Origin of the sequence: Pseudomonas sp. TH43, assembly GCF_016650635.1 — a bacterium.
In the GTDB taxonomy this organism is placed as follows: Bacteria; Pseudomonadota; Gammaproteobacteria; order Pseudomonadales; family Pseudomonadaceae; genus Aquipseudomonas.
Map to the genome: position 1 here is coordinate 1,645,985 of NZ_JAEKFI010000004.1, position 20,703 is coordinate 1,666,687.

Here is a 20,703-nt window from a genome sequence, read left to right on the forward strand (position 1 = left end):
GTCCACAGCCCCTTTTGTCATTTGCCGATGCAGAAGCTGGAAAAGATTCTTCCCAACAGATCGTCCGAACTGAATGCCCCGGTGATTTCACCCAGAGAGTGCTGGGCCTGACGTAAATCCTCAGCCAACAATTCACCGGCGCCAGCCAGGGTTAGCTGGGCGCGACCGTGTTCCAGCGCCGCACTGGCGTGGCGCAAAGCCTCCAGATGTCGGCGGCGCGCACTGAAGCTGCTTTCCGAGGTTTGCTCGTAACCCATGCAGGCCTTGAGATGATCGCGCAACAGGTCCAGTCCTTCACCGGCCGACTTGGCACTCAGACTGATCGTCACATGGCCGTCTTCACTGGTTTCCAGGGCAATCGCTTCGCCGGTCAGATCGGCCTTGTTGCGAATCAGGGTGACTTTCGCCGGATCCGGTCGGGTTTCGAGGAATTCCGGCCACAGCGCAAACGGATCGAGTGCTTCCGGCGCGGTGGCGTCGACGACCAGTAACACCCGATCGGCCTCACCGATGGCTTTCAATGCCCGCTCTACACCGATTTTTTCCACATGATCATCGGTGTCACGCAAACCCGCAGTATCGACAACGTGCAGCGGCATGCCGTCGATGTGGATATGTTCGCGCAGGATGTCACGAGTGGTACCGGCAATCTCGGTAACGATGGCGGCTTCACGGCCGGCCAACGCGTTCAACAGACTGGACTTCCCGGCATTCGGACGACCGGCAATCACCACGGTCATGCCGTCACGCAGCAAAGCACCCTGCCCGGCCTCACGCAGTACGGTGGATAACTCATCGCGCACCTTGTCGAGCATGCTCAACACGTGACCATCGGCAAGGAAATCGATTTCTTCTTCCGGGAAGTCGATGGCGGCTTCGACGTAGATGCGCAGGCCAATCAATTGTTCGGTCAAGTTATGCACACGTTGCGAGAACGCGCCTTGCAACGAACGCAGGGCATTCCGCGCAGCCTGTGCAGAACTTGCTTCGATCAAATCGGCAATCGCCTCGGCCTGGGCCAGGTCGAGTTTGTCGTTGAGGAACGCGCGTTCGCTGAACTCGCCCGGACGAGCCAAACGGCACCCGAGTTGCAGGCAGCGTTTGAGCAACATATCCAGAACGATCGGGCCTCCGTGGCCCTGCAGTTCCAGTACGTCTTCGCCGGTAAACGAGTTCGGCCCGGGGAAATACAGCGCCAGACCTTCATCCAGTACTTGCTGATCATCACTGAAAAATGGCCCGTAATGGGCGTAACGCGGTTTCAGTTCGCGGCCGCTGATGGCTTTCGCTGCAACACTGGCCAACGGCCCGGAAATACGGACGATGCCCACACCACCGCGACCTTGGGCGGTGGCGACAGCTGCGATGGTTTCACGAGGTGCGCTCATTAACCGGAATCCAGACAAAAGTGACAGATAGCAAAACGCCCCACTAGGGGGCGTTTTGAGTGGTTATCCACAGTGTAAATCATGCGGCTGCTTTGGTAGCTCGTTCGATTTTACGCGTGATGTACCACTGTTGGGTGATGGACAGGCAGTTGTTCACAACCCAGTACAGCACCAGACCAGCCGGGAACCACAGGAAGAAGAAGGTGAAGATGATTGGCATCATTTTCATGACCTTCGCCTGCATCGGATCCGGAGGAGTCGGGTTCAGCTGCTGCTGGATAAACATGGTTGCGCCCATGATGATCGGCAGAATGAAGAATGGATCCTTGATCGACAGGTCAGTGATCCACAGCATGAACGGCGCCTGGCGCATTTCCACGCTTTCCAGCAGAACCCAGTACAGCGAAAGGAAAACCGGCATCTGCACGAGGATCGGCAAGCAGCCGCCCAGCGGATTGATCTTCTCTTTCTTGTACAGCTCCATCATGGCTTGCGACATTTTCTGCCGGTCATCGCCATGTTGCTCTTTCAGAGCAGCCAGTTTCGGCGCAACGGCACGCATACGCGCCATCGATTTGTAGCTGGCAGCCGACAGAGGGAAGAAAAGACCCTTGATCAGCATGGTCAGGAAGATGATCGACCAGCCCCAGTTACCGACAATGGCGTGGATGTGTTGCAGCAGCCAGAAGATTGGCTGGGCAATGAACCACAGAATGCCGTAGTCGACGGTCAGTTCCAGACCTGGGGACAACTGTTTCAGCACAGCCTGGCTTTTCGGACCGGCGTACAGCACAGCGCCGGTTTCAACTTTGGCACCCGGAGCAGCGGTCAGTGTAGGACCGGTGTAACCGATGATGTAGTTGCCTTTGCTGTCTTTACGGGTCTGGACGACGTTGTTTTCGCCCTTGGCCGGAATCCACGCAGTCACGAAGTAGTGTTGCAGCCAGGCTACCCAACCACCGGTGACGGTTTCTTTGAGCTGTGCCTTGTCCATGTCCTTCATGGACACTTTCTTGTACGGCTCGGAACTTGTCCACAGGGCGGCGCCCAGGTAAGTCGCGGTGCCAGTAGCAGTTGTCGACGAAGGATCAGCGCTGTTATCACGCTTCAACTGGGCAAACATTGCGCCGTTCCAGGGCTGAGCGCTCTGGTTATCCACAATGTAGGAAACGGCTACGTCATACAGGCCGCGTTTCAGGGTGAAACGCTTGATGTAATTAACGCCGTCCTTGCTGAATTTCAGGTCAACGACGAGTTGATCCTGACCGTCAGCCAGTTGATAAGTCTTCTTCTCCGAGGAGTAAACCGGACGACCGGCCGGATTTGCATCCGGGCCATTGGTGCCGATCAGACCACTTTGTGCCAGATAAACACGTTCGCCGCCGTTATCGAACAGCTGGAACGGAACATCAGGACGATCCTGACGACGTGGATACAGAGGCAAGGTCAGTTGAGCAACATCGCCACCTTGTGGATCGATCGCGAGATCGAGCACGTCGGTTTTGATCTGGATCAGATCCTTGCTGGCGGCTACCGGCGTTTCGGCAGGTGCGCTGGTATCGCTAGCGGCGCGCGGAATATCGTCACTGGCGGCAGCATTATTGCCAGTGGCGGTGTCCGGCAAACCGGATGTAGTCGTACTGGAAGCAACATTCTGAGTCGGCAAAGCAGCCTGACCATAGTCCTGGTTCCATTTAAGAACCATAACGTAGGCCACGATTGCCAGGGCGACGATCAGGATCGTGCGTTTGATATCCATGATTACTCGGCCATCGAAGAAGAACGGGAGGTAGGGATAGGTGGAACCGGGTCATAACCACCGGGATTCCACGGATGACAGCGACCTAAACGACGAAAGGTCAGCCAGCCACCGCGTAGAAGGCCATGATTTTCAATGGCTTCATACGCGTAGCAGGAACAACTGGGGTAGAAACGACAGTGGCTGGCCATCAAAGGACTAATGGCATAGCGATAAAACTGGATCGGAACGAGGGCCAGTTTACGCATCTGGACTGTCTACCCCTACAGTTTCGGTTTTGACTTCTGGAACTGGCTTGCTGCGTGCCAGACGCTTCCAGAGCTTGCCGAAATGCTGAATCAATTCGGGGTTTTCTACATCGCCCAGACCTTTGCGCGCGACGATAACGATATCCCAGCCGACCAGTGAATCCTGGTGCAGACGGAACGATTCGCGCATCAAACGCTTGAGGCGATTGCGCTCAACGGAGAGCTTTACGCTCTTTTTCCCGATAACCAGCCCGAGACGGGGGTGATCAAGATCGTTGTTGCGTGCAAGGAGCAGGAGATTTTTCCCCGGAACCTTGCCGGTAGGGGAGTCAAAGACTGCCTTGAAATGCCGGGGGGTAAGCAGACGCTTTTCCCGACTGAAGTCCTGACTCACCTCCAGTACCGGATTATCAAACTGCCAGACGCGCACGACCTTTGGCGCGACGACGCGACAGGACTGCGCGACCGTTCTTGGTAGCCATGCGAGCACGGAAACCGTGGGTACGAGCGCGTTTGATAGTGCTTGGTTGGAAAGTACGTTTCATTGTCGTGTTACCTGGTTCGTCCACAACGGGCCGGAATGGCCCCCGTTTTAAGAGACCGGGGATTCTAGAGAAAGCAAGCCTTCAGGTCAATTTCCAACCAACGTTTCCTTATAAATAGATCTCAGGGGCCTATTTGGCTGAAAGCCTGTTCGCCATACATAAAAATAAAGAAGGGAATTATTTAAAGCTTTTCTGTAAAGCTTATAAAAGCTAGGGTCGCCCTCTTCTGTGGATAAGTGCTATCAGGCCTTGTTCGACGTGATGTACAGAGAATGACAACTACAGTGGAAAACCGTGTTCAGCCTGTGCTGCGCTATCGGATAACCTGTGCGTGGAATGGCCTGTTATCCACAGGCAGGTTATCCACCGAGTTCAACCCCCAGTTGTCCAGTGCCCTTAGAGGCGGTTATCCACAGAGCTTATGCACACACCGTTGGTCGCTTTCTTATGGGTTAACGCATTGATAAATCATGAACACCGCGCAACCTGCATGTGGATAAGTGGACAGCTCGCCGCTACAATGGCCGCTTGTTTTTGCCTCACCGGCTTTCAACTTAGGGGATATCCGTGTCAGTGGAACTTTGGCAGCAGTGCGTGGAGCTTTTGCGCGAGGAGCTGCCTGCCCAACAATTCAACACCTGGATCCGTCCACTACAGGTCGAAGCCGAAGGCGACGAGTTGCGCGTCTACGCACCGAACCGTTTTGTGCTGGACTGGGTCAACGAAAAGTATCTGGGCCGCGTCCTTGAACTGCTGGATGAGCATGGCAACGGCATGGCGCCGGCGCTTTCCTTATTAATAGGCAGCAAACGCAGTTCCGCTCCGCGTGCCGCCCCGAACGCGCCGTTGGCTGCCGCGCAGGTATCCCAGGCCCAGGCAAATGCCGCGCCTGTGAATGCGCCGGCACCGACTCATACGCCAGCACCGGCGGCCAAGCGCTCGACGCAGAAAAGCCCGGAAGTCAGCGACGAACCGTCTCGCGACAGTTTCGACCCGATGTCCGGTGCCGCCTCGCAACAGGCCCCGGTCCGCGCTGAACAGCGCACCGTGCAGGTCGAAGGCGCGCTCAAGCACACCAGTTACCTGAACCGCACATTTACCTTCGAAAACTTCGTCGAAGGTAAATCCAACCAGCTCGCCCGCGCGGCAGCCTGGCAAGTGGCGGATAACCCCAAGCACGGTTACAACCCGCTCTTCCTTTATGGTGGCGTCGGCCTGGGTAAAACCCACTTGATGCACGCGGTGGGTAACCACCTATTAAAGAAGAACCCGAATGCCAAGGTCGTGTACCTGCATTCCGAGCGCTTCGTGGCCGACATGGTCAAGGCGCTGCAACTGAACGCGATCAACGAGTTCAAGCGTTTCTACCGCTCGGTGGATGCGTTGCTCATCGACGATATTCAGTTCTTCGCCCGCAAAGAGCGTTCGCAGGAAGAGTTTTTCCACACCTTCAACGCCCTGCTTGAAGGTGGCCAGCAGGTCATTCTCACCAGTGACCGCTACCCGAAAGAAATCGAAGGCCTCGAAGAGCGCCTCAAATCCCGTTTCGGCTGGGGCCTGACGGTTGCCGTCGAGCCGCCGGAACTGGAAACCCGTGTGGCGATCTTGATGAAGAAGGCCGACCAGGCCAAAGTCGACTTGCCGCACGACGCCGCGTTCTTCATTGCCCAACGCATTCGCTCCAACGTCCGTGAGCTGGAAGGCGCGCTGAAACGCGTGATCGCCCACTCGCACTTCATGGGCCGCGATATCACCATCGAGCTGATTCGCGAATCCTTGAAAGACCTGTTGGCATTGCAGGACAAACTGGTCTCTGTGGATAACATTCAGCGCACTGTCGCCGAGTACTACAAGATCAAGATCTCGGATCTGCTGTCCAAGCGCCGTTCGCGCTCGGTCGCTCGTCCGCGTCAGGTGGCCATGGCGTTGTCCAAGGAACTGACCAACCACAGCCTGCCGGAAATCGGCGATGTGTTTGGCGGCCGCGACCACACGACCGTGCTGCACGCCTGCCGCAAGATCAACGAACTTAAGGAATCCGACGCGGACATCCGCGAGGACTACAAGAACCTGCTGCGTACACTGACCACTTGATGAACACCAGCGCAGCTTATTAAGGCAAGGGACTAGACCATGCATTTCACCATTCAACGCGAAGCCCTGTTGAAACCCCTGCAACTGGTCGCAGGCGTCGTCGAGCGCCGACAGACCTTGCCGGTACTCTCCAACGTGCTGTTGGTAGTCGAAGGCCAGCAACTGTCGCTGACCGGTACTGACCTTGAAGTCGAACTGGTCGGTCGTGTGCAACTTGAAGAGCCGGCCGAAACAGGTTCCATCACCGTGCCTGCGCGCAAGCTGATGGACATCTGCAAAAGCCTGCCCAACGATGCCCTGATCGACATCAAGGTCGACGAGCAGAAGCTGGTGGTCAAGGCCGGCCGTAGCCGTTTCACCCTGTCGACCCTGCCGGCTAACGACTTCCCTACCGTTGAAGAAGGCCCGGGTTCGCTGACCTGCAGCCTTGAGCAAAGCAAACTGCGCCGCTTGATCGAACGCACCAGCTTCGCCATGGCCCAGCAGGATGTGCGTTATTACCTCAACGGCATGCTGCTGGAAGTTTCCGAAGGCATCATCCGCGCTGTGGCCACTGACGGTCACCGTCTGGCCATGTGCTCGATGAAAGCCGATATCGGCCAGCCCGATCGCCATCAGGTGATTGTGCCGCGCAAAGGTATTCTCGAACTGGCGCGTCTGCTCACCGAGCCGGACGGCAACGTCAGCATCGTCCTGGGTCAGCACCACATTCGCGCGACCACCGGCGAGTTCACCTTCACCTCGAAACTGGTCGACGGCAAATTCCCGGACTACGAGCGCGTGCTGCCGAAGGGCGGCGACAAGCTGGTACTGGGCGATCGTCAGGCGTTGCGTGAAGCGTTCAGCCGTACCGCGATTCTGTCCAACGAGAAGTACCGTGGTATCCGGCTGCAACTGGCCAGCGGTCAGTTGAAGATCCAGGCCAACAACCCGGAGCAGGAAGAAGCGGAAGAAGAAGTGGGCGTTGAATACAACGGCGGTTCGCTGGAAATCGGCTTCAACGTCAGCTATCTGCTCGACGTGCTGGGCGTGATGACCACCGAGCAGGTTCGTCTGATTCTGTCCGACTCCAACAGCAGTGCGCTGGTGCAAGAGTCCGATAACGACGATTCGGCTTACGTTGTCATGCCGATGCGTCTGTAATCAGCTGACCCTGGATGTCCTTAAGTCGTGTTTCGGTCACCGCGGTGCGCAATCTGCACCCGGTGACCTTCTCCCCCTCCCCCCGCATCAACATTCTTTACGGCGCCAACGGCAGCGGCAAAACCAGTGTTCTGGAAGCCATTCATCTGCTGGGGCTTGCCCGTTCGTTTCGTAGCACGCGGCTTTTGCCGGTCATCCAGTACGAACAGCTCGCCTGTACCGTGTTCGGTCAGGTCGAATTGGCCGAGGGTGGCCATAGCGCATTGGGCATCTCGCGCGACCGTCAGGGCGAGTTCCAGATCCGAATCGACGGCCAAAATGCCCGCAGCGCCGCGCAACTGGCGGAGATTCTGCCACTGCAGTTGATCAACCCCGACAGCTTTCGCTTGCTTGAAGGTGCGCCGAAGATTCGCCGGCAGTTTCTCGACTGGGGCGTGTTCCACGTCGAGCCGCGCTTCATGGCCACCTGGCAGCGTTTGCAGAAGGCCTTGCGCCAGAGAAACTCCTGGCTGCGGCATGGTACACTTGACGCCGTTTCGCAAGCGGTTTGGGACAGAGAACTGTGCCAGGCCAGCGCTGAAATAGATGAATACCGCCGCGCTTACATCAAAGCCTTGAAACCAGTCTTTGAACAAACCTTGAGTGAACTGGTTGAGCTCGAAGGTTTGACGCTCAGCTATTACCGAGGCTGGGACAAAGACCGTGAATTGAGCGCCGTACTTGCCGGGTCCCTGCAACGGGATCAGCAAATGGGCCATACCCAGGCTGGGCCACAACGGGCTGATTTGCGTCTTAGATTGGGCGCACACAACGCCGCGGACATCTTGTCCCGGGGTCAGCAGAAGTTGGTGGTCTGTGCCCTGCGAATTGCCCAGGGGCATCTGGTCAGCCAGGCCCGTCGCGGTCAGTGTATTTATCTGGTGGATGACTTGCCGTCCGAGCTGGACGAGGGCCACCGTCGCGCGCTGTGCCGCTTGCTGGAAGACTTACGCTGCCAGGTTTTTATCACCTGTGTAGATCACGAATTATTGAGGGAAGGCTGGCAGACGGAAACGCCAGTCGCTCTGTTCCACGTGGAACAGGGCCGTATCACCCAGACCCACGACCATCGGGAGTGAAGGCATTGAGCGAAGAAAATACGTACGACTCAACGAGCATTAAAGTGCTGAAAGGCCTGGATGCCGTACGCAAACGTCCCGGTATGTACATTGGTGACACCGACGATGGCAGCGGTCTGCACCACATGGTATTCGAAGTGGTCGACAACTCGATCGACGAAGCCCTCGCCGGTCACTGCGACGACATCAGCATCATCATCCACCCGGATGAGTCCATCACCGTAAAAGATAACGGCCGTGGCATCCCGGTAGACGTACACAAAGAGGAAGGCGTTTCCGCCGCCGAGGTCATCATGACCGTCCTCCACGCTGGCGGTAAGTTCGACGACAACTCCTACAAAGTATCCGGCGGCCTGCACGGTGTAGGTGTTTCGGTAGTGAACGCGCTGTCCGAAGAACTGGTGTTGACCGTTCGCCGCAGCGGCAAGATCTGGGAACAGACCTACGTCCACGGCGTACCTCAGGCGCCGATGGCCATCGTTGGCGACAGCGAAACCACCGGCACCCAGATCCACTTCAAGGCTTCCAGCGAAACCTTCAAGAACATTCACTTCAGCTGGGACATCCTGGCCAAGCGCATTCGTGAACTGTCCTTCCTCAACTCCGGTGTGGGTATCGTCCTCAAGGATGAGCGCAGCGGCAAGGAAGAGCTGTTCAAGTACGAAGGCGGCCTGCGTGCATTCGTCGAATACCTGAACACCAACAAGACTCCGGTCAACCAGGTGTTCCACTTCAACATCCAGCGTGAAGACGGCATCGGCGTGGAAATCGCCCTGCAGTGGAACGACAGCTTCAACGAGAACCTGTTGTGCTTCACCAACAACATTCCGCAGCGCGACGGCGGTACTCACCTGGTGGGTTTCCGTTCGGCACTGACGCGTAACCTGAACACCTATATCGAAGCCGAAGGCCTGGCGAAGAAGCATAAAGTCGCCACCACCGGTGACGATGCCCGTGAAGGCCTGACCGCGATTATCTCGGTAAAAGTACCGGATCCGAAGTTCAGCTCGCAGACCAAAGACAAGCTGGTCTCTTCCGAAGTGAAGACTGCGGTCGAGCAGGAGATGGGCAAGTATTTCTCCGACTTCCTCCTGGAAAACCCGAACGAAGCCAAGCTGGTCGTCGGCAAGATGATCGACGCCGCCCGTGCCCGTGAAGCTGCGCGTAAAGCCCGTGAGATGACTCGCCGCAAAGGCGCTCTGGACATCGCCGGCCTGCCGGGCAAGCTCGCTGACTGCCAGGAAAAAGACCCGGCGCTGTCCGAACTGTACCTCGTGGAAGGTGACTCCGCGGGCGGCTCTGCCAAGCAGGGACGTAACCGCAAGACCCAGGCGATCCTGCCGTTGAAGGGCAAGATCCTCAACGTCGAGAAAGCCCGTTTCGACAAGATGATCTCTTCCCAGGAAGTGGGCACCCTGATCACCGCATTGGGCTGCGGTATCGGTCGCGACGAGTACAACATCGACAAGCTGCGTTATCACAACATCATCATCATGACCGATGCTGACGTCGACGGTTCGCACATCCGTACCCTGCTGCTGACCTTCTTCTTCCGTCAGTTGCCTGAGCTGATCGAGCGCGGCTATATCTACATCGCCCAGCCGCCGCTGTACAAGGTCAAGAAAGGGAAGCAAGAGCAATACATCAAAGACGACGATGCCATGGAAGAGTACATGACGCAGTCGGCCCTGGAAGATGCGAGCTTGCACCTGAACGAAGAAGCCCCGGGCATTTCCGGTGAAGCGCTGGAACGTCTGGTGAATGACTTCCGCATGGTGATGAAGACCCTCAAGCGTCTGTCGCGCCTGTACCCGCAGGAACTGACCGAGCACTTCATCTACCTGCCGGCCGTCAGCCTGGAAACGCTTGGCGATCATGCAGCGATGCAAGATTGGTTGGCTCAGTACGAGGTTCGTCTGCGCACCAACGAGAAGTCCGGTCTGGTCTACAAGGCCAGCCTGCGTGAAGATCGTGAACGTGGCGTGTGGCTGCCAGAGGTCGAGCTGATCTCCCACGGCCTGTCGAACTACGTCACCTTCAACCGCGACTTCTTCGGCAGCAACGACTACAAAACCGTCGTCACCCTGGGCGCTCAATTGAGCACCCTGCTCGACGAAGGCGCGTACATCCAGCGTGGCGAGCGCAAAAAAGCGGTCACCGAGTTCAAGGAAGCCCTGGACTGGCTGATGGCTGAAAGCACCAAGCGCCACACTATCCAGCGATACAAAGGTCTGGGCGAAATGAACCCGGATCAGCTGTGGGAAACCACCATGGACCCAAGCGTGCGCCGCATGCTGAAAGTCACCATCGAAGACGCCATTGGCGCAGACCAGATCTTCAACACCCTGATGGGTGATGCGGTCGAACCTCGCCGTGAATTCATCGAAAGCAATGCGCTGGCGGTTTCGAACCTGGATTTCTAAAGAATTCTGTTCGGACTTGAAGTAAATAAAACCCCGGTGAGTTTTGGCTCATCGGGGTTTTTACGTTTTCAAGCATCCCTCCATACATACAAGTCTGCGTCATGATTTGTATGTACATGTTTTCCGGATTGATAACTCCTCGCGTCAGTGCAACGCTCTGTCTGGCTACTTTCGACTTATTCATCCAGTAGAGGATTTACCGTTGAGCGAACAGCATCAGACGTTTGAAGGCCTCAAGTACCGAACCGACGGTGGAGTGGAGTACTGGTCTGCCCGAGACCTTGCCCCGCTGCTGGAATACAGAACGTGGCGTAACTTCGAGAACGTTATCGCCAAGGCTATACAGGCTTGTGAACACGGTGATCATTCGGTATCCGACCATTTTGTTGAAGCCAGCAAAATGGTCTCCTTGGGGTCTGGTTCTCTGCGAGAACTGAAGGATTTTCACCTCTCCCGCTATGCCTGCTATTTAGTTGTCCAGAACGGAGATCCATCCAAGCCCGTCATCGCCGCAGGGCAAACCTACTTTGCGATTCAGACCCGACGTCAAGAGCTGACAGACGATGCCGAATTTCAAAGTCTAAGGGACGATCAGAAGCGTTTGCTGCTGCGCAATGAGTTGCGCGAGCACAACAAGCTTCTGGTTGAAACGGCACAGCAGGCAGGCGTTGAGACAGAATTGGATTTCGCCGTTTTCCAGAATCATGGATATCAAGGGCTCTACGGAGGACTTGATCAGAAAGCGATCCACCAGCGCAAAGGCCTCAAAAAAAGCCAAAAATTCTTGATCACATGGGCTCGACTGAACTGGCCGCTAATTTATTTCGAGCGACTCAGGCTGAAGATAAATTGCGTCGCGACAATGTTCAGGGCAAACAACAAGCTAACGAAGTTCACTTGCAGGTTGGTCGAAAAGTCAGAGAAACCATTTCCGAACTTGGCGGCACCATGCCAGAGGAGCTTCCAATGCCGGCTACCAGCATCAAGCAGTTGGAATCTGCGATCAAAAAATTGAAGGGTCGCGCCGAAGAAGAGTGAAACGGCCAGAACCATTACTGCGAGTTCGACGCCACACTCTCCAACCGATACCCATACCCATAAATCGTCAACAACTGCCACCCTCGATCCGCCGTCAGCCCCAGCTTGTTCCGCAGCCGATAAATATGCGTATCCAGCGGCCGCGACGACGCCATCTCCTCATGCGGCCAGAACCGCTCATACAGATAATCCCGTGACAACGGCCGGCCCAGATTGCTGAACAGACACCGCGCCAGTCGGTACTCACGCTCGGTCATGACAATCGGCTTTCCCTCGCGAGTGACGGTCAGTTCAGCGTCATCAAAGGTCAGATCATTGAAGCTCAGCACTTCCGTCGCTGCCGCACGTTGCTGGCTGTGTCGACGCAATACCGCTGCCACCCGCGCCTTCAGCTCATTCGGTCGAAACGGTTTACTGACGTAATCATCAGCCCCCGCATTCAACGCCTGAACGATATCGCTCTCGCCATCGCGACTGGTCAGCATGATTGCCGCCGGTGGCGCTTCCATGTGCTCGCGGGTCCAGCGCAGCAGGGCCAGGCCGCTGAGGTCGGGCAATTGCCAGTCGAGGATCAGCAGGTCAAAGGTTTCCCGGCGCAGTTGCCTCAGCAGGTCTTCACCGCGCTCGAAGCTGTGCAGCGACCAGGGTTGTCCGCCAGCATCGGCCATCTGTTGCAGGGTCTGCTCGACCCGGCGCAGTTCGGCGGGTTCGTCGTCCAGTATTGCAACGCGCATACGCGGTGGTTCCTTGTTGCTTGGGCAGTTGGCGGTCAACCATAGTCGCTCGGCCATTGCGATGAAAGTAAGCGGCCCGCCGTTGGTCGACGTCCGCTATGATTCTTCGGGTCATGACTCAGACCTGCGGCCCATGAAAGCATTCACCTGCCCTGCCATTTTTCCCCATGAATAACACGCGTCGGCGTGAAAGCCGTGAGCCCAGCCAGGTACAGCGCCTGTTTCGCCAGTTGGTGCGCGAGTGGTTGTGGATAAGTCTAGTGCTGTTGCCGCTGACTGCGCTGCTGTCTTATCGCGCGCAGATCAACTTGCTCGATGTGGCTCCCGGTATTGGGGCGTTATTGTCGGTCGGTCTGGTGGCGTGTGTGCTGGGCCTATTGCTCTGGCGTCCGCGATGGGCGCTTTGGGTGACGCTGATCGGCATGGCTTGCGTGCTGTTGACCAGTGCGGGTCTGGCGGAGACGCGCCGCTGGTGGTCACCGACGCCGGCAGTACTGGGCATGTTGTTCGGCTATCTGATCTGGAATTGGCGACGCCTCAGCGTGGTACTGACCTACTTCGGCTGGGAGCTGACACGTTTGGACAGCGAGCCAAAAGTCTTTCCCGAACGCCGCCGCACGCAGTTTACTGGCGCTGATCGTTTGCAGGGTCAGATCATGGCCCTTGAGCAAGCCATGAGCCGCACCCGTGACACCCGGCGGTTTATCGCTGATGGTTTGGAATACTTGCCCGTCGCCACGCTGATCAGCGATCCCAAGGGGCGGATTCTGCTCGGCAATCGCAAGGCGCGGGATCTGTTCGACAGCGCGCTGGTGGGCAACGACGTTCTCGATCAACTGGCGGTGCTGGGCTATCCGGAATTATCCACAGAGCCGCGCCCGCAGCTATCAACCCTGCCGTTGCTGGAGTTTCGTGACCACAAGGAACGCAGTCTGCGTCTTGAACGTGCTGCGTTGCTGCCGGTGGACGGTGACACACCAATCGGCTGGCTGCTGAGCCTTACCGACCTCAGCGCCGAACGCGCCGCCGAGGAACAACGCGGAGTGTTGCTGCGCTTCCTGTCGCACGATCTTCGCGCACCGCATTCGGCGATCCTCGCGCTGCTTGATGTACATCGTCATCAGGCTGGTGCGGACGCGCCATTGTTCGAGCAGATTGAACGGCAAGTGCGCCGAGCACTGGACCTCACCGATGGATTCGTCTTGCTGGCGAGGGCTGAGTCCGAGGCTTATCACTTTCAGCCCAGTCTGTTTGCGATGCTGGTGCTGGATGTACTCGACCAGGCCCTGCCGATCGCCCTACAGAACCGCATCGAACTGCTCCATGACATGGATGAGCAATCTCAGGAACGATTGATAATGGCCGATCAGGGATTGCTGACCCGTGCGCTGTTCAATTTGCTGGAAAACGCCATCAAGTACAGCCCCGCGGATACCAGAATTCAGCTGCGCATCAGTTGCCATGAGGAATGGCTCCGCTGCGAGCTGATTGATCAAGGCAAAGGCATCGCCGCCGAAGAACTACCCGATCTGTTCAGCCAGTACCGACGCTTTTCCTCCGCTCAAGGCATCGATGGCGTGGGGCTGGGCCTGTCGATGGTCAAAGCCGTGGTCGATCACCACGGCGGCCGGATCGAATGCCGCAGCGTGGTCGATCAAGGCACCACGTTCCTGCTTGAATTACCGCTGATCCCCGAGTGAACAGGCACAAAAAAACCGGCTATATCAGCCGGTTTTTTTACATCCGAAAAAAACTTATGCACCTTTTACGGTCTTTTATGAGCTTGAGAAATATATAAGTAAATCAATTACTTAATATCAAGATTCAAGCCTTTTCAGAAAAACCGTACACAGCTTATCCACAAAATCTCAGACAGCGATTTGATCATTTGCAGCAGGTGCCTGCGGGGCGGGTGGTAGCGAACCCATTTCGCGCTGAGTCTTCTCGTTCCAGGCTTGCACCCGGTCGTTCAACTCAGCGATGGCGCGCGGGCCAGTGCCTTCGGCGTACATCGGTTCACCAATGACCACGGTGATCACACCAGACTTCTTGCCCCAACCGATTTTCGGCCAGAACTTGCCGGCATTGTGTGCAATCGGCAGCACGGGAAGCGCCGCATTCACCGCCAAAGCGCTACCACTGCGGGAAAACTTGCCGACGGTGCCGTAGGGTACGCGTGTACCTTCGGGGAAGATCAGTACCCAAACGTTGTCCTTGAGCAGCTCATCACCTTTGGCGGCGACTTGCTTGAGCGCCGCTTTCGGGTTGTCCCGATCAATCGCGATCGGCCGCAGCATGGCCATGGCCCAGCCGAAAAACGGCACGTAGAGCAATTCGCGCTTGAGCACCTGGCTCAATGGCGAGAAATAAGCAGAGAGAAAGAACGTCTCCCAAGTGCTCTGGTGGTTCGATTGAATCACGCAGGGCCGGTCAGGCACGTTTTGCGCGCCTTTGATTTCGTAACGAATACCGAGGAACACCTTGGTCAACCACAAGGCGCAACGGCACCAGTACACGTTGATAAAACGATAGCGCGCCTTGAATGGCAAAAACGGCGCGATAAAAAAACTCAAGCTGCACCACAGCAGGGAGGTGGTGCCCAGCAGCAGGTAAAAGAGAAAAATTCTGATGGCCCGCAGTATCGACATAGTGACGTTTACCGTTACGGGGCAATGCCCGAGTGTTCAAGCGCACTCCCGATCAATCCCTGGTCAGGAATTTCAGAAGTACTCTAGTTGTGGATAAGTTCTGCGGCAATCGCCGCCAGATCGTCAAAAATCAGAGTGCCAACCGGCAGGGTTTTGCCCTGAGTCTTTGCGCCTTTCCCGGTCTTTACCAAAACTGGCTGTGAATCGACGGCTTTGGCGGCCTCCAGGTCACCAAGGCTGTCGCCGACGAACCAGACATTGGCCAGGTCGACGTTGTAATGCGCCGCAATGGTTTTCAACATCCCCGGTTTCGGTTTGCGGCAATCGCAGCCCTCGTCCGGCCCATGCGGGCAATACACGATCAGCCCGACGTCACCGCCCTGCTCCGCCACCAACTCGCGCAGGCGCGCGTGCATGGCGTCGAGGGTGGCGAGGTCGTAGTAGCCGCGAGCAATGCCCGACTGGTTGGTGGCGATCGCCACCGTCCAGCCGGCCTTGCTCAACTGCGCAATCGCCTCGATCGAGCCGGGCAACGGAATCCACTCCGCGACTGACTTGATGTAAGCGTCGGAGTCGTAATTGATCACTCCGTCCCGATCGAGAATCAGCAGTTTCAACAGCAATCCCTCAACCCAGCAGCGAAATGTCGGCAACACCGAGGAACAAGCCACGCAGACGCGCCAGCAGCGCGTAACGGTTGGCCCGTACATTGGCGTCGTCTGCATTGACCATCACCGCGTCGAAGAACGCGTCGACCGGCTCGCGCAATGCCGCCAGACGTGCCAGCGATTCGTTGTACTGGCGCGCCGCAGCCATCGGCTGGACAGCCTGATCCGCTTGCTGGATCGCCGAGTACAGCGAGAACTCGTTGGCGTTGTCGAAGTACTTGGCTTCGACCACGCTCGGTACCGAGCCTTCGACTTTGCTCAACAGGTTCGATACACGCTTGTTCACCGCCGCCAGCGCTGCCGCTTCCGGCAGTTTGCGGAAAGCTTGCACCGCTTGCACACGCTGGTCGAAGTCCAGCGCCGAACCCGGCTTCAGGGCACGCACCGACAGGTAAGTGGCGACATCGACGCCTTCGTCTTCGTAACGCGCCCGCAGACGGTCGAAGATGAATTCCAGCACGGCTTCGTTGAGGCCGGCAGCCTTGACCTTGGCACCGAACGCATTCACGGCGAAGGCCACGGCGTCGTTCAGGTCGAGATCGAGTTTCTTCTCGATCAGGATACGCAGCACGCCGAGTGCCGCACGGCGCAGGGCATACGGGTCTTTGCTGCCGGTGGGCAGCATGCCGATACCGAAGATACCGACCAGGGTGTCGAGCTTGTCAGCGATCGCAACGGCTGCACCGGTCAGGGTCGCCGGCAGTTCAGCACCGGCACCGCGCGGCATGTATTGCTCGTTCAGCGCCAGCGCGACGTCTTCCGGCTCGCCGTCATTGAGGGCGTAGTAGTAACCGGCAACACCTTGCATCTCCGGGAACTCGCCGACCATTTCGGTGGCCAGGTCGCACTTCGACAGCAGGCCAGCGCGGGCAGCCCACGAGGCGTTGCCGCCAATGCGCGCGGCGATGTACGCAGCCAGTTTCGATACGCGCTCGGCCTTGTCGTAGACGCTGCCGAGTTTTTCCTGGAACACCACGTTCTGCAGGCGCAGGTTGAATTCTTCGAGTTTCTGCTTCTTGTCTTGCTTGAAGAAGAACTCGGCGTCGGTCAGGCGTGGGCGAACCACTTTCTCGTTACCGGCGATGATCTGCTGCGGGTCTTTGCTTTCGATGTTGGCCACAGTGATGAAACGTGGCAGCAACTTGCCATCGGCATCCAGCAGGCAGAAGTACTTCTGGTTGTCCTGCATGGTAGTGATCAGCGCTTCTTGCGGCACATCGAGGAAGCGTTCCTCGAACGAGCACACCAGCGGCACCGGCCATTCAACCAGCGCGGTCACTTCGTCGAGCAGTGCCGGCGGCACGATTGCCGTGCCTTCCTGGCGGGTAGCCAGCTCTTCGGTGCGTTTGCTGATGATCTCGCGACGCTCGTTGGCGTCGGCCAGTACGTAAGCGGCACGCAGGTCAGCGAGGTAGCTCGACGGCGAACCGATGCGCACGCTTTCCGGGTGATGGAAGCGGTGACCACGGGAATCACGGCCAGCCTTCTGCGCGAGGATGGTGCAGTCGATGACCTGGTCACCGAGCAGCATCACCAGCCATTGGGTCGGACGCACGAACTCTTCCTTGCGCGCACCCCAACGCATACGTTTCGGGATTGGCAGGTCGTTCAGCGAATCTTCGACGATGGTCGGCAGCAGGCTTGCGGTCGGCTTGCCGGCGATGCTCTGGCTGTAGCGCAGTTTCGGGCCGCTCTGATCGATTTCGCTCAGATCAACGCCGCACTTCTTGGCGAAGCCCAGGGCTGCTTGCGTTGGATTGCCATCAGCGTCGAACGCCGCCTGACGTGGCGGGCCGTCAAGGTTGATGCTGCGATCAGGTTGCTGGGTGGCCAGCGCGGTGATCAGCACAGCCAGACGACGCGGCGCGGCGTAGACGGTTTTGGTCTCGTAGTTCAGGCCAGCGGCTTGCAGGCCCTTGTCGATACCGGCGAGGAACGCCTCAGCCAAGGTGTTCAGGGCTTTCGGTGGCAGTTCTTCGGTGCCCAGTTCAACCAGAAAATCTTGCGCACTCATTGTGCTGCCTCCAGCTTGGCCAGTACTTCGTCACGCAGGTCCGGGGTCGCCATCGGGAAGCCCAGCTTGGCGCGTGCCAGCAGGTAGGCTTGCGCAACGGAACGCGCCAGAGCGCGTACGCGCAGAATGTATTGCTGACGCGCGGTCACCGAGATTGCCCGGCGCGCATCCAGCAGGTTGAAGGTATGCGACGCCTTCAAGACCATTTCGTAGCTCGGCAACGGCAGCGGCTGGTCGAGTTCGATCAGGCGCTTGGCTTCGCTTTCATAGAAATCGAACAGTTCGAACAGCTTATCGACGTTGGCGTGTTCGAAGTTGTAAGTGGACTGCTCCACTTCGTTCTGGTGGAACACGTCGCCGTAGGTGACTTTGCCCATCGGGCCGTCAGCCCAGACCAGGTCGTAGACCGAATCCACGCCTTGCAGGTACATGGCCAGACGCTCGAGACCGTAAGTGATCTCGCCGGTCACCGGGTAGCACTCGATGCCGCCCGCCTGCTGGAAGTAAGTGAACTGGGTCACTTCCATGCCGTTCAGCCAGACTTCCCAGCCCAGACCCCAGGCGCCGAGGGTCGGCGATTCCCAGTTGTCTTCGACGAAGCGAATGTCGTGGACCAACGGGTCCAGGCCGACATGCTTGAGGGAGCCCAGGTACAGTTCCTGGAAGTTGTCCGGGTTCGGCTTCAGGACCACCTGGAACTGGTAGTAGTGCTGCAGACGGTTCGGATTTTCGCCGTAACGGCCGTCAGTCGGACGGCGGCTTGGCTGCACGTACGCGGCGTTCCAGGTTTCCGGGCCGATGGCGCGCAGGAATGTCGCGGTGTGGAAAGTGCCGGCGCCTACTTCCATATCGTAGGGCTGAAGTACCACACAACCTTGCTCGGCCCAGTATTGCTGGAGCGCGAGGATCAAGTCTTGGAAGGTACGCACGGCTGGCGTAGGCTGGCTCACGAAATTCACCTGTTTCTTGGGCTGCGATTTAAAGAGCGGGAGTATACCCGATTCATTGCTGCGCACGCCCCCTGGAGCCTTATGCCACGCTGCTTTTGGTGTACCGAAGATCCGCTGTACATGGCTTATCACGACCAGGAGTGGGGCACGCCGCTACGCGATGCGCAGGGTTTGTTCGAGTTGCTTTTGCTCGAAGGGTTCCAGGCCGGCCTGTCCTGGATCACCGTGTTGCGCAAACGCGAGCGCTATCGCGAGGTGTTGTTCGGCTTCGATGTGCAACGCGTGGCGCAGATGAGCGACGCCGAAATCGAAGCGTTGATGCTCGATCCGGGGATCATCCGCAACCGCCTCAAACTCAATGCCGCGCGCCGTAATGCCCAGGCCTGGCTGGCGTTGGAGGATCCGGTGACGTTCCTCTGGTCGTTCGTCAACGACACGCCGATCATCAATCATTTCAAGGATCGCAGCGAAGTCCCGGCGATCACCCCCATCGCTGTGGCGATGAGCAAAGGTCTGAAAAAGGCCGGGTTCACGTTCGTCGGACCGACCATTTGCTACGCGCTGATGCAGGCTTCGGGCATGGTCATGGACCACACCCGGGACTGCGACCGCTACGCGCAGCTGGCCAACGGCGGTTAGAATGGCCGCCTCGCGCACCGCACAAGATCAGGAGTGACCTGTGGAAAAGTTTAAAGGCGCCTTGCTGGTAGGCGCTCTGCGGCTGTTTGCCCTGCTGCCATGGCGGGCTGTGCAGGCCGTGGGTTCGGCGATTGGCTGGATCATGTGGAAAACCCCCAACCGCTCCCGCGACGTGGTGCGGATCAACCTCGCCAAGTGTTTTCCACAGATGGATGCGGCCGAACGCGAGCGTCTGGTCGGGCAGAGCCTGAAAGACATCGGCAAGTCGCTGACTGAAAGCGCCTGCGCGTGGATCTGGCCGGCGCAACGTTCGATCGATCTGGTGCGCGAAGTCGAAGGCCTCGACGTCCTCAAGGAGGCGCTGGCTTCAGGCAAAGGCGTGGTCGGCATCACCAGCCACCTGGGCAACTGGGAAGTGCTCAACCACTTCTATTGCAGCCAGTGCAAACCGATCATTTTCTATCGTCCACCGAAGCTCAAGGCGGTGGATGAATTGCTGCGCAAGCAACGTGTGCAACTGGGCAACAAAGTTGCCGCGTCGACCAAGGAAGGCATTCTCAGCGTCATCAAGGAAGTGCGCAAAGGTGGTGCAGTGGGCATTCCCGCTGACCCGGAACCGGCCGAATCCGCCGGGATTTTTGTGCCGTTCTTCGCCACGCAAGCGCTGACCAGCAAATTCGTGCCGAACATGTTGGCCGGTGGCAAAGCGGTCGGCGTGTTCCTGCATGCGCTGCGCCTGCCCGACGGCTCCGGTTATAAAGTCATCCTCGAAGCCGCACCCGAAGCCATGTACAGCACCGATACCGCCGAGTCCTGCGCGGCGATGAGCAAAGTCGTCGAGCGTTACGTCGCCGCCTATCCAAGCCAATACATGTGGAGCATGAAGCGCTTCAAAAAGCGTCCACCCGGCGAAGAACGCTGGTACTGAAGAAGTTGGCACATTCTGTGGATAACTTGCAGGAGCTGCCGAAGGTTCGGGCCGCGATCGGACGATCTCTTGATCTGGCTTCTACGGTTATCCACAACTTCGTTCATTCAAGGGCGCATGAAGATGTCCGAACACCGCAAATCCTTCCGCATCAAGATCACCCACGACAGCTTCGGCGAATGCCTCGGCCAGACCCGCAATCTGTCGCCCACCGGGGTGTACGTGCAGCATCCGCGTCTGGCTTCTTTGCCCAAAGGCGCGGTGGTGTATGGCCAGGTTCAGGATTTACCCACAGGCGCGCCGCGCGTGCGTATGGAAGTCGTGACGGTCGATGCGGAAGGCATCGGCCTGCGCTATCTATAGAAA

19 protein-coding genes are annotated in these 20,703 nt (G+C 57.8%); 9 read left to right on the forward strand and 10 right to left on the reverse strand.

The genetic code is table 11. The features are described 5' to 3' along the window. Positions 1-17: 17 nt before the first annotated feature. The 5 genes from mnmE to rpmH form a co-directional block, all read right to left on the reverse strand. Complete coding sequence (mnmE, locus tag JFT81_RS23885; protein ID WP_201229508.1) at positions 18-1,388, reverse strand: tRNA uridine-5-carboxymethylaminomethyl(34) synthesis GTPase MnmE; 1,371 nt, start codon at positions 1,386-1,388, stop codon at positions 18-20. Positions 1,389-1,467: 79 nt separating this feature from the next. Further along, positions 1,468-3,147: a membrane protein insertase YidC gene (gene yidC / locus JFT81_RS23890; protein ID WP_201229509.1), complete on the reverse strand. Its 1,680-nt coding sequence runs from the start codon at positions 3,145-3,147 to the stop codon at positions 1,468-1,470. A 2-nt stretch (positions 3,148-3,149) separates the two neighbouring features. Then, positions 3,150-3,395 carry a membrane protein insertion efficiency factor YidD gene (gene yidD, locus JFT81_RS23895; RefSeq protein ID WP_010465488.1) on the reverse strand — a complete coding sequence of 82 codons (246 nt, stop codon included), beginning with the start codon at positions 3,393-3,395 and terminating at the stop codon, positions 3,150-3,152. Then, positions 3,388-3,789, reverse strand: a complete 402-nt coding sequence (gene rnpA, locus JFT81_RS23900) for a ribonuclease P protein component (protein ID WP_042704971.1) — start codon at positions 3,787-3,789, stop codon at positions 3,388-3,390. Before rnpA ends, yidD begins: the two co-directional genes overlap by 8 nt. Before the next feature lie 16 nt (positions 3,790-3,805). Next, positions 3,806-3,940, reverse strand: coding sequence for a 50S ribosomal protein L34 (rpmH, locus tag JFT81_RS23905; RefSeq protein WP_003213577.1), 135 nt, complete (start codon positions 3,938-3,940; stop codon positions 3,806-3,808). A 567-nt stretch (positions 3,941-4,507) separates the two neighbouring features. Here rpmH and dnaA point away from each other — a divergent pair. The 5 genes from dnaA to dinD all read left to right on the forward strand — a co-directional run bounded on the left by dnaA (position 4,508) and on the right by dinD (position 11,733). Next, positions 4,508-6,034 (forward strand): chromosomal replication initiator protein DnaA, encoded by a 1,527-nt coding sequence (gene dnaA / locus JFT81_RS23910; protein WP_201229510.1) that lies wholly within the window; start codon positions 4,508-4,510, stop codon positions 6,032-6,034. 39 nt (positions 6,035-6,073) lie between these two features. Next, a complete protein-coding gene (dnaN, locus tag JFT81_RS23915; protein WP_007911887.1) occupies positions 6,074-7,177 on the forward strand; it encodes a DNA polymerase III subunit beta in 1,104 nt (367 codons plus the stop codon). 14 nt (positions 7,178-7,191) lie between these two features. Then, a complete protein-coding gene (gene recF, locus JFT81_RS23920; protein ID WP_201229511.1) occupies positions 7,192-8,295 on the forward strand; it encodes a DNA replication/repair protein RecF in 1,104 nt (367 codons plus the stop codon). 5 nt (positions 8,296-8,300) lie between these two features. After that, the gene (gene gyrB, locus JFT81_RS23925; protein WP_201229512.1) at positions 8,301-10,718 is read left to right on the forward strand and encodes a DNA topoisomerase (ATP-hydrolyzing) subunit B; all 2,418 of its coding nucleotides are present in this window, start codon (positions 8,301-8,303) and stop codon (positions 10,716-10,718) included. A 202-nt stretch (positions 10,719-10,920) separates the two neighbouring features. Beyond that, positions 10,921-11,733 carry a DNA damage-inducible protein D gene (gene dinD / locus JFT81_RS23930; RefSeq protein WP_242485643.1) on the forward strand — a complete coding sequence of 271 codons (813 nt, stop codon included), beginning with the start codon at positions 10,921-10,923 and terminating at the stop codon, positions 11,731-11,733. Between the two features lie 37 nt (positions 11,734-11,770). Here the strand turns inward: dinD and JFT81_RS23935 are convergent, their stop codons facing one another. Next, entirely contained in the window at positions 11,771-12,490 is a 720-nt protein-coding gene (locus JFT81_RS23935; protein WP_201229513.1) for a response regulator transcription factor, read from the reverse strand. Between the two features lie 167 nt (positions 12,491-12,657). On the opposite strand from JFT81_RS23935, the gene JFT81_RS23940 reads away from it, so the two are divergent. Then, positions 12,658-14,190 carry a HAMP domain-containing sensor histidine kinase gene (locus tag JFT81_RS23940; protein ID WP_201229515.1) on the forward strand — a complete coding sequence of 511 codons (1,533 nt, stop codon included), beginning with the start codon at positions 12,658-12,660 and terminating at the stop codon, positions 14,188-14,190. Between the two features lie 168 nt (positions 14,191-14,358). On the opposite strand, the gene JFT81_RS23945 is transcribed toward JFT81_RS23940, so the two are convergent. From JFT81_RS23945 to glyQ, 4 genes are all read right to left on the reverse strand, one after another. Beyond that, the gene (locus JFT81_RS23945) at positions 14,359-15,138 is read right to left on the reverse strand and encodes a lysophospholipid acyltransferase family protein (protein ID WP_038359576.1); all 780 of its coding nucleotides are present in this window, start codon (positions 15,136-15,138) and stop codon (positions 14,359-14,361) included. An 83-nt stretch (positions 15,139-15,221) separates the two neighbouring features. Further along, positions 15,222-15,761 (reverse strand): D-glycero-beta-D-manno-heptose 1,7-bisphosphate 7-phosphatase, encoded by a 540-nt coding sequence (gene gmhB, locus JFT81_RS23950; RefSeq protein WP_201147749.1) that lies wholly within the window; start codon positions 15,759-15,761, stop codon positions 15,222-15,224. Between the two features lie 4 nt (positions 15,762-15,765). Then, positions 15,766-17,820 (reverse strand): glycine--tRNA ligase subunit beta, encoded by a 2,055-nt coding sequence (gene glyS / locus JFT81_RS23955; RefSeq protein ID WP_201229517.1) that lies wholly within the window; start codon positions 17,818-17,820, stop codon positions 15,766-15,768. After that, on the reverse strand, positions 17,817-18,770 hold the full coding sequence (gene glyQ / locus JFT81_RS23960; RefSeq protein WP_201147751.1) for a glycine--tRNA ligase subunit alpha: 954 nt from the start codon (positions 18,768-18,770) through the stop codon (positions 17,817-17,819). The genes glyS and glyQ overlap by 4 nt, the downstream gene beginning before the upstream one ends. Before the next feature lie 81 nt (positions 18,771-18,851). Here glyQ and tag point away from each other — a divergent pair, with 81 nt between their 5' ends. From tag to JFT81_RS23975, 3 genes are all read left to right on the forward strand, one after another. Continuing rightward, positions 18,852-19,409, forward strand: a complete 558-nt coding sequence (tag, locus tag JFT81_RS23965; RefSeq protein ID WP_201229519.1) for a DNA-3-methyladenine glycosylase I — start codon at positions 18,852-18,854, stop codon at positions 19,407-19,409. Between the two features lie 40 nt (positions 19,410-19,449). Further along, positions 19,450-20,337, forward strand: coding sequence for a lysophospholipid acyltransferase (locus tag JFT81_RS23970; protein ID WP_201229521.1), 888 nt, complete (start codon positions 19,450-19,452; stop codon positions 20,335-20,337). Positions 20,338-20,460: 123 nt separating this feature from the next. Next, the gene (locus JFT81_RS23975) at positions 20,461-20,700 is read left to right on the forward strand and encodes a PilZ domain-containing protein (protein WP_201229523.1); all 240 of its coding nucleotides are present in this window, start codon (positions 20,461-20,463) and stop codon (positions 20,698-20,700) included. Positions 20,701-20,703 lie beyond the last annotated feature (3 nt).

What these genes read in the sequence shown, in the direction of transcription:
- glyS (WP_201229517.1), bottom strand. Translation starts at nt 17,820, where the DNA reads ATGAGTGCGCAAGATTTTCTGGTTGAACTGGGCACCGAAGAACTGCCA.
- JFT81_RS23945 (WP_038359576.1), bottom strand. Translation starts at nt 15,138, where the DNA reads ATGTCGATACTGCGGGCCATCAGAATTTTTCTCTTTTACCTGCTGCTG.
- yidC (WP_201229509.1), bottom strand. Translation starts at nt 3,147, where the DNA reads ATGGATATCAAACGCACGATCCTGATCGTCGCCCTGGCAATCGTGGCC.
- yidD (WP_010465488.1), bottom strand. Translation starts at nt 3,395, where the DNA reads ATGCGTAAACTGGCCCTCGTTCCGATCCAGTTTTATCGCTATGCCATT.
- dnaN (WP_007911887.1), top strand. Translation starts at nt 6,074, where the DNA reads ATGCATTTCACCATTCAACGCGAAGCCCTGTTGAAACCCCTGCAACTG.
- tag (WP_201229519.1), top strand. Translation starts at nt 18,852, where the DNA reads ATGCCACGCTGCTTTTGGTGTACCGAAGATCCGCTGTACATGGCTTAT.
- rpmH (WP_003213577.1), bottom strand. Translation starts at nt 3,940, where the DNA reads ATGAAACGTACTTTCCAACCAAGCACTATCAAACGCGCTCGTACCCAC.
- recF (WP_201229511.1), top strand. Translation starts at nt 7,192, where the DNA reads ATGTCCTTAAGTCGTGTTTCGGTCACCGCGGTGCGCAATCTGCACCCG.
- JFT81_RS23935 (WP_201229513.1), bottom strand. Translation starts at nt 12,490, where the DNA reads ATGCGCGTTGCAATACTGGACGACGAACCCGCCGAACTGCGCCGGGTC.
- JFT81_RS23975 (WP_201229523.1), top strand. Translation starts at nt 20,461, where the DNA reads ATGTCCGAACACCGCAAATCCTTCCGCATCAAGATCACCCACGACAGC.
- mnmE (WP_201229508.1), bottom strand. Translation starts at nt 1,388, where the DNA reads ATGAGCGCACCTCGTGAAACCATCGCAGCTGTCGCCACCGCCCAAGGT.
- JFT81_RS23940 (WP_201229515.1), top strand. Translation starts at nt 12,658, where the DNA reads ATGAATAACACGCGTCGGCGTGAAAGCCGTGAGCCCAGCCAGGTACAG.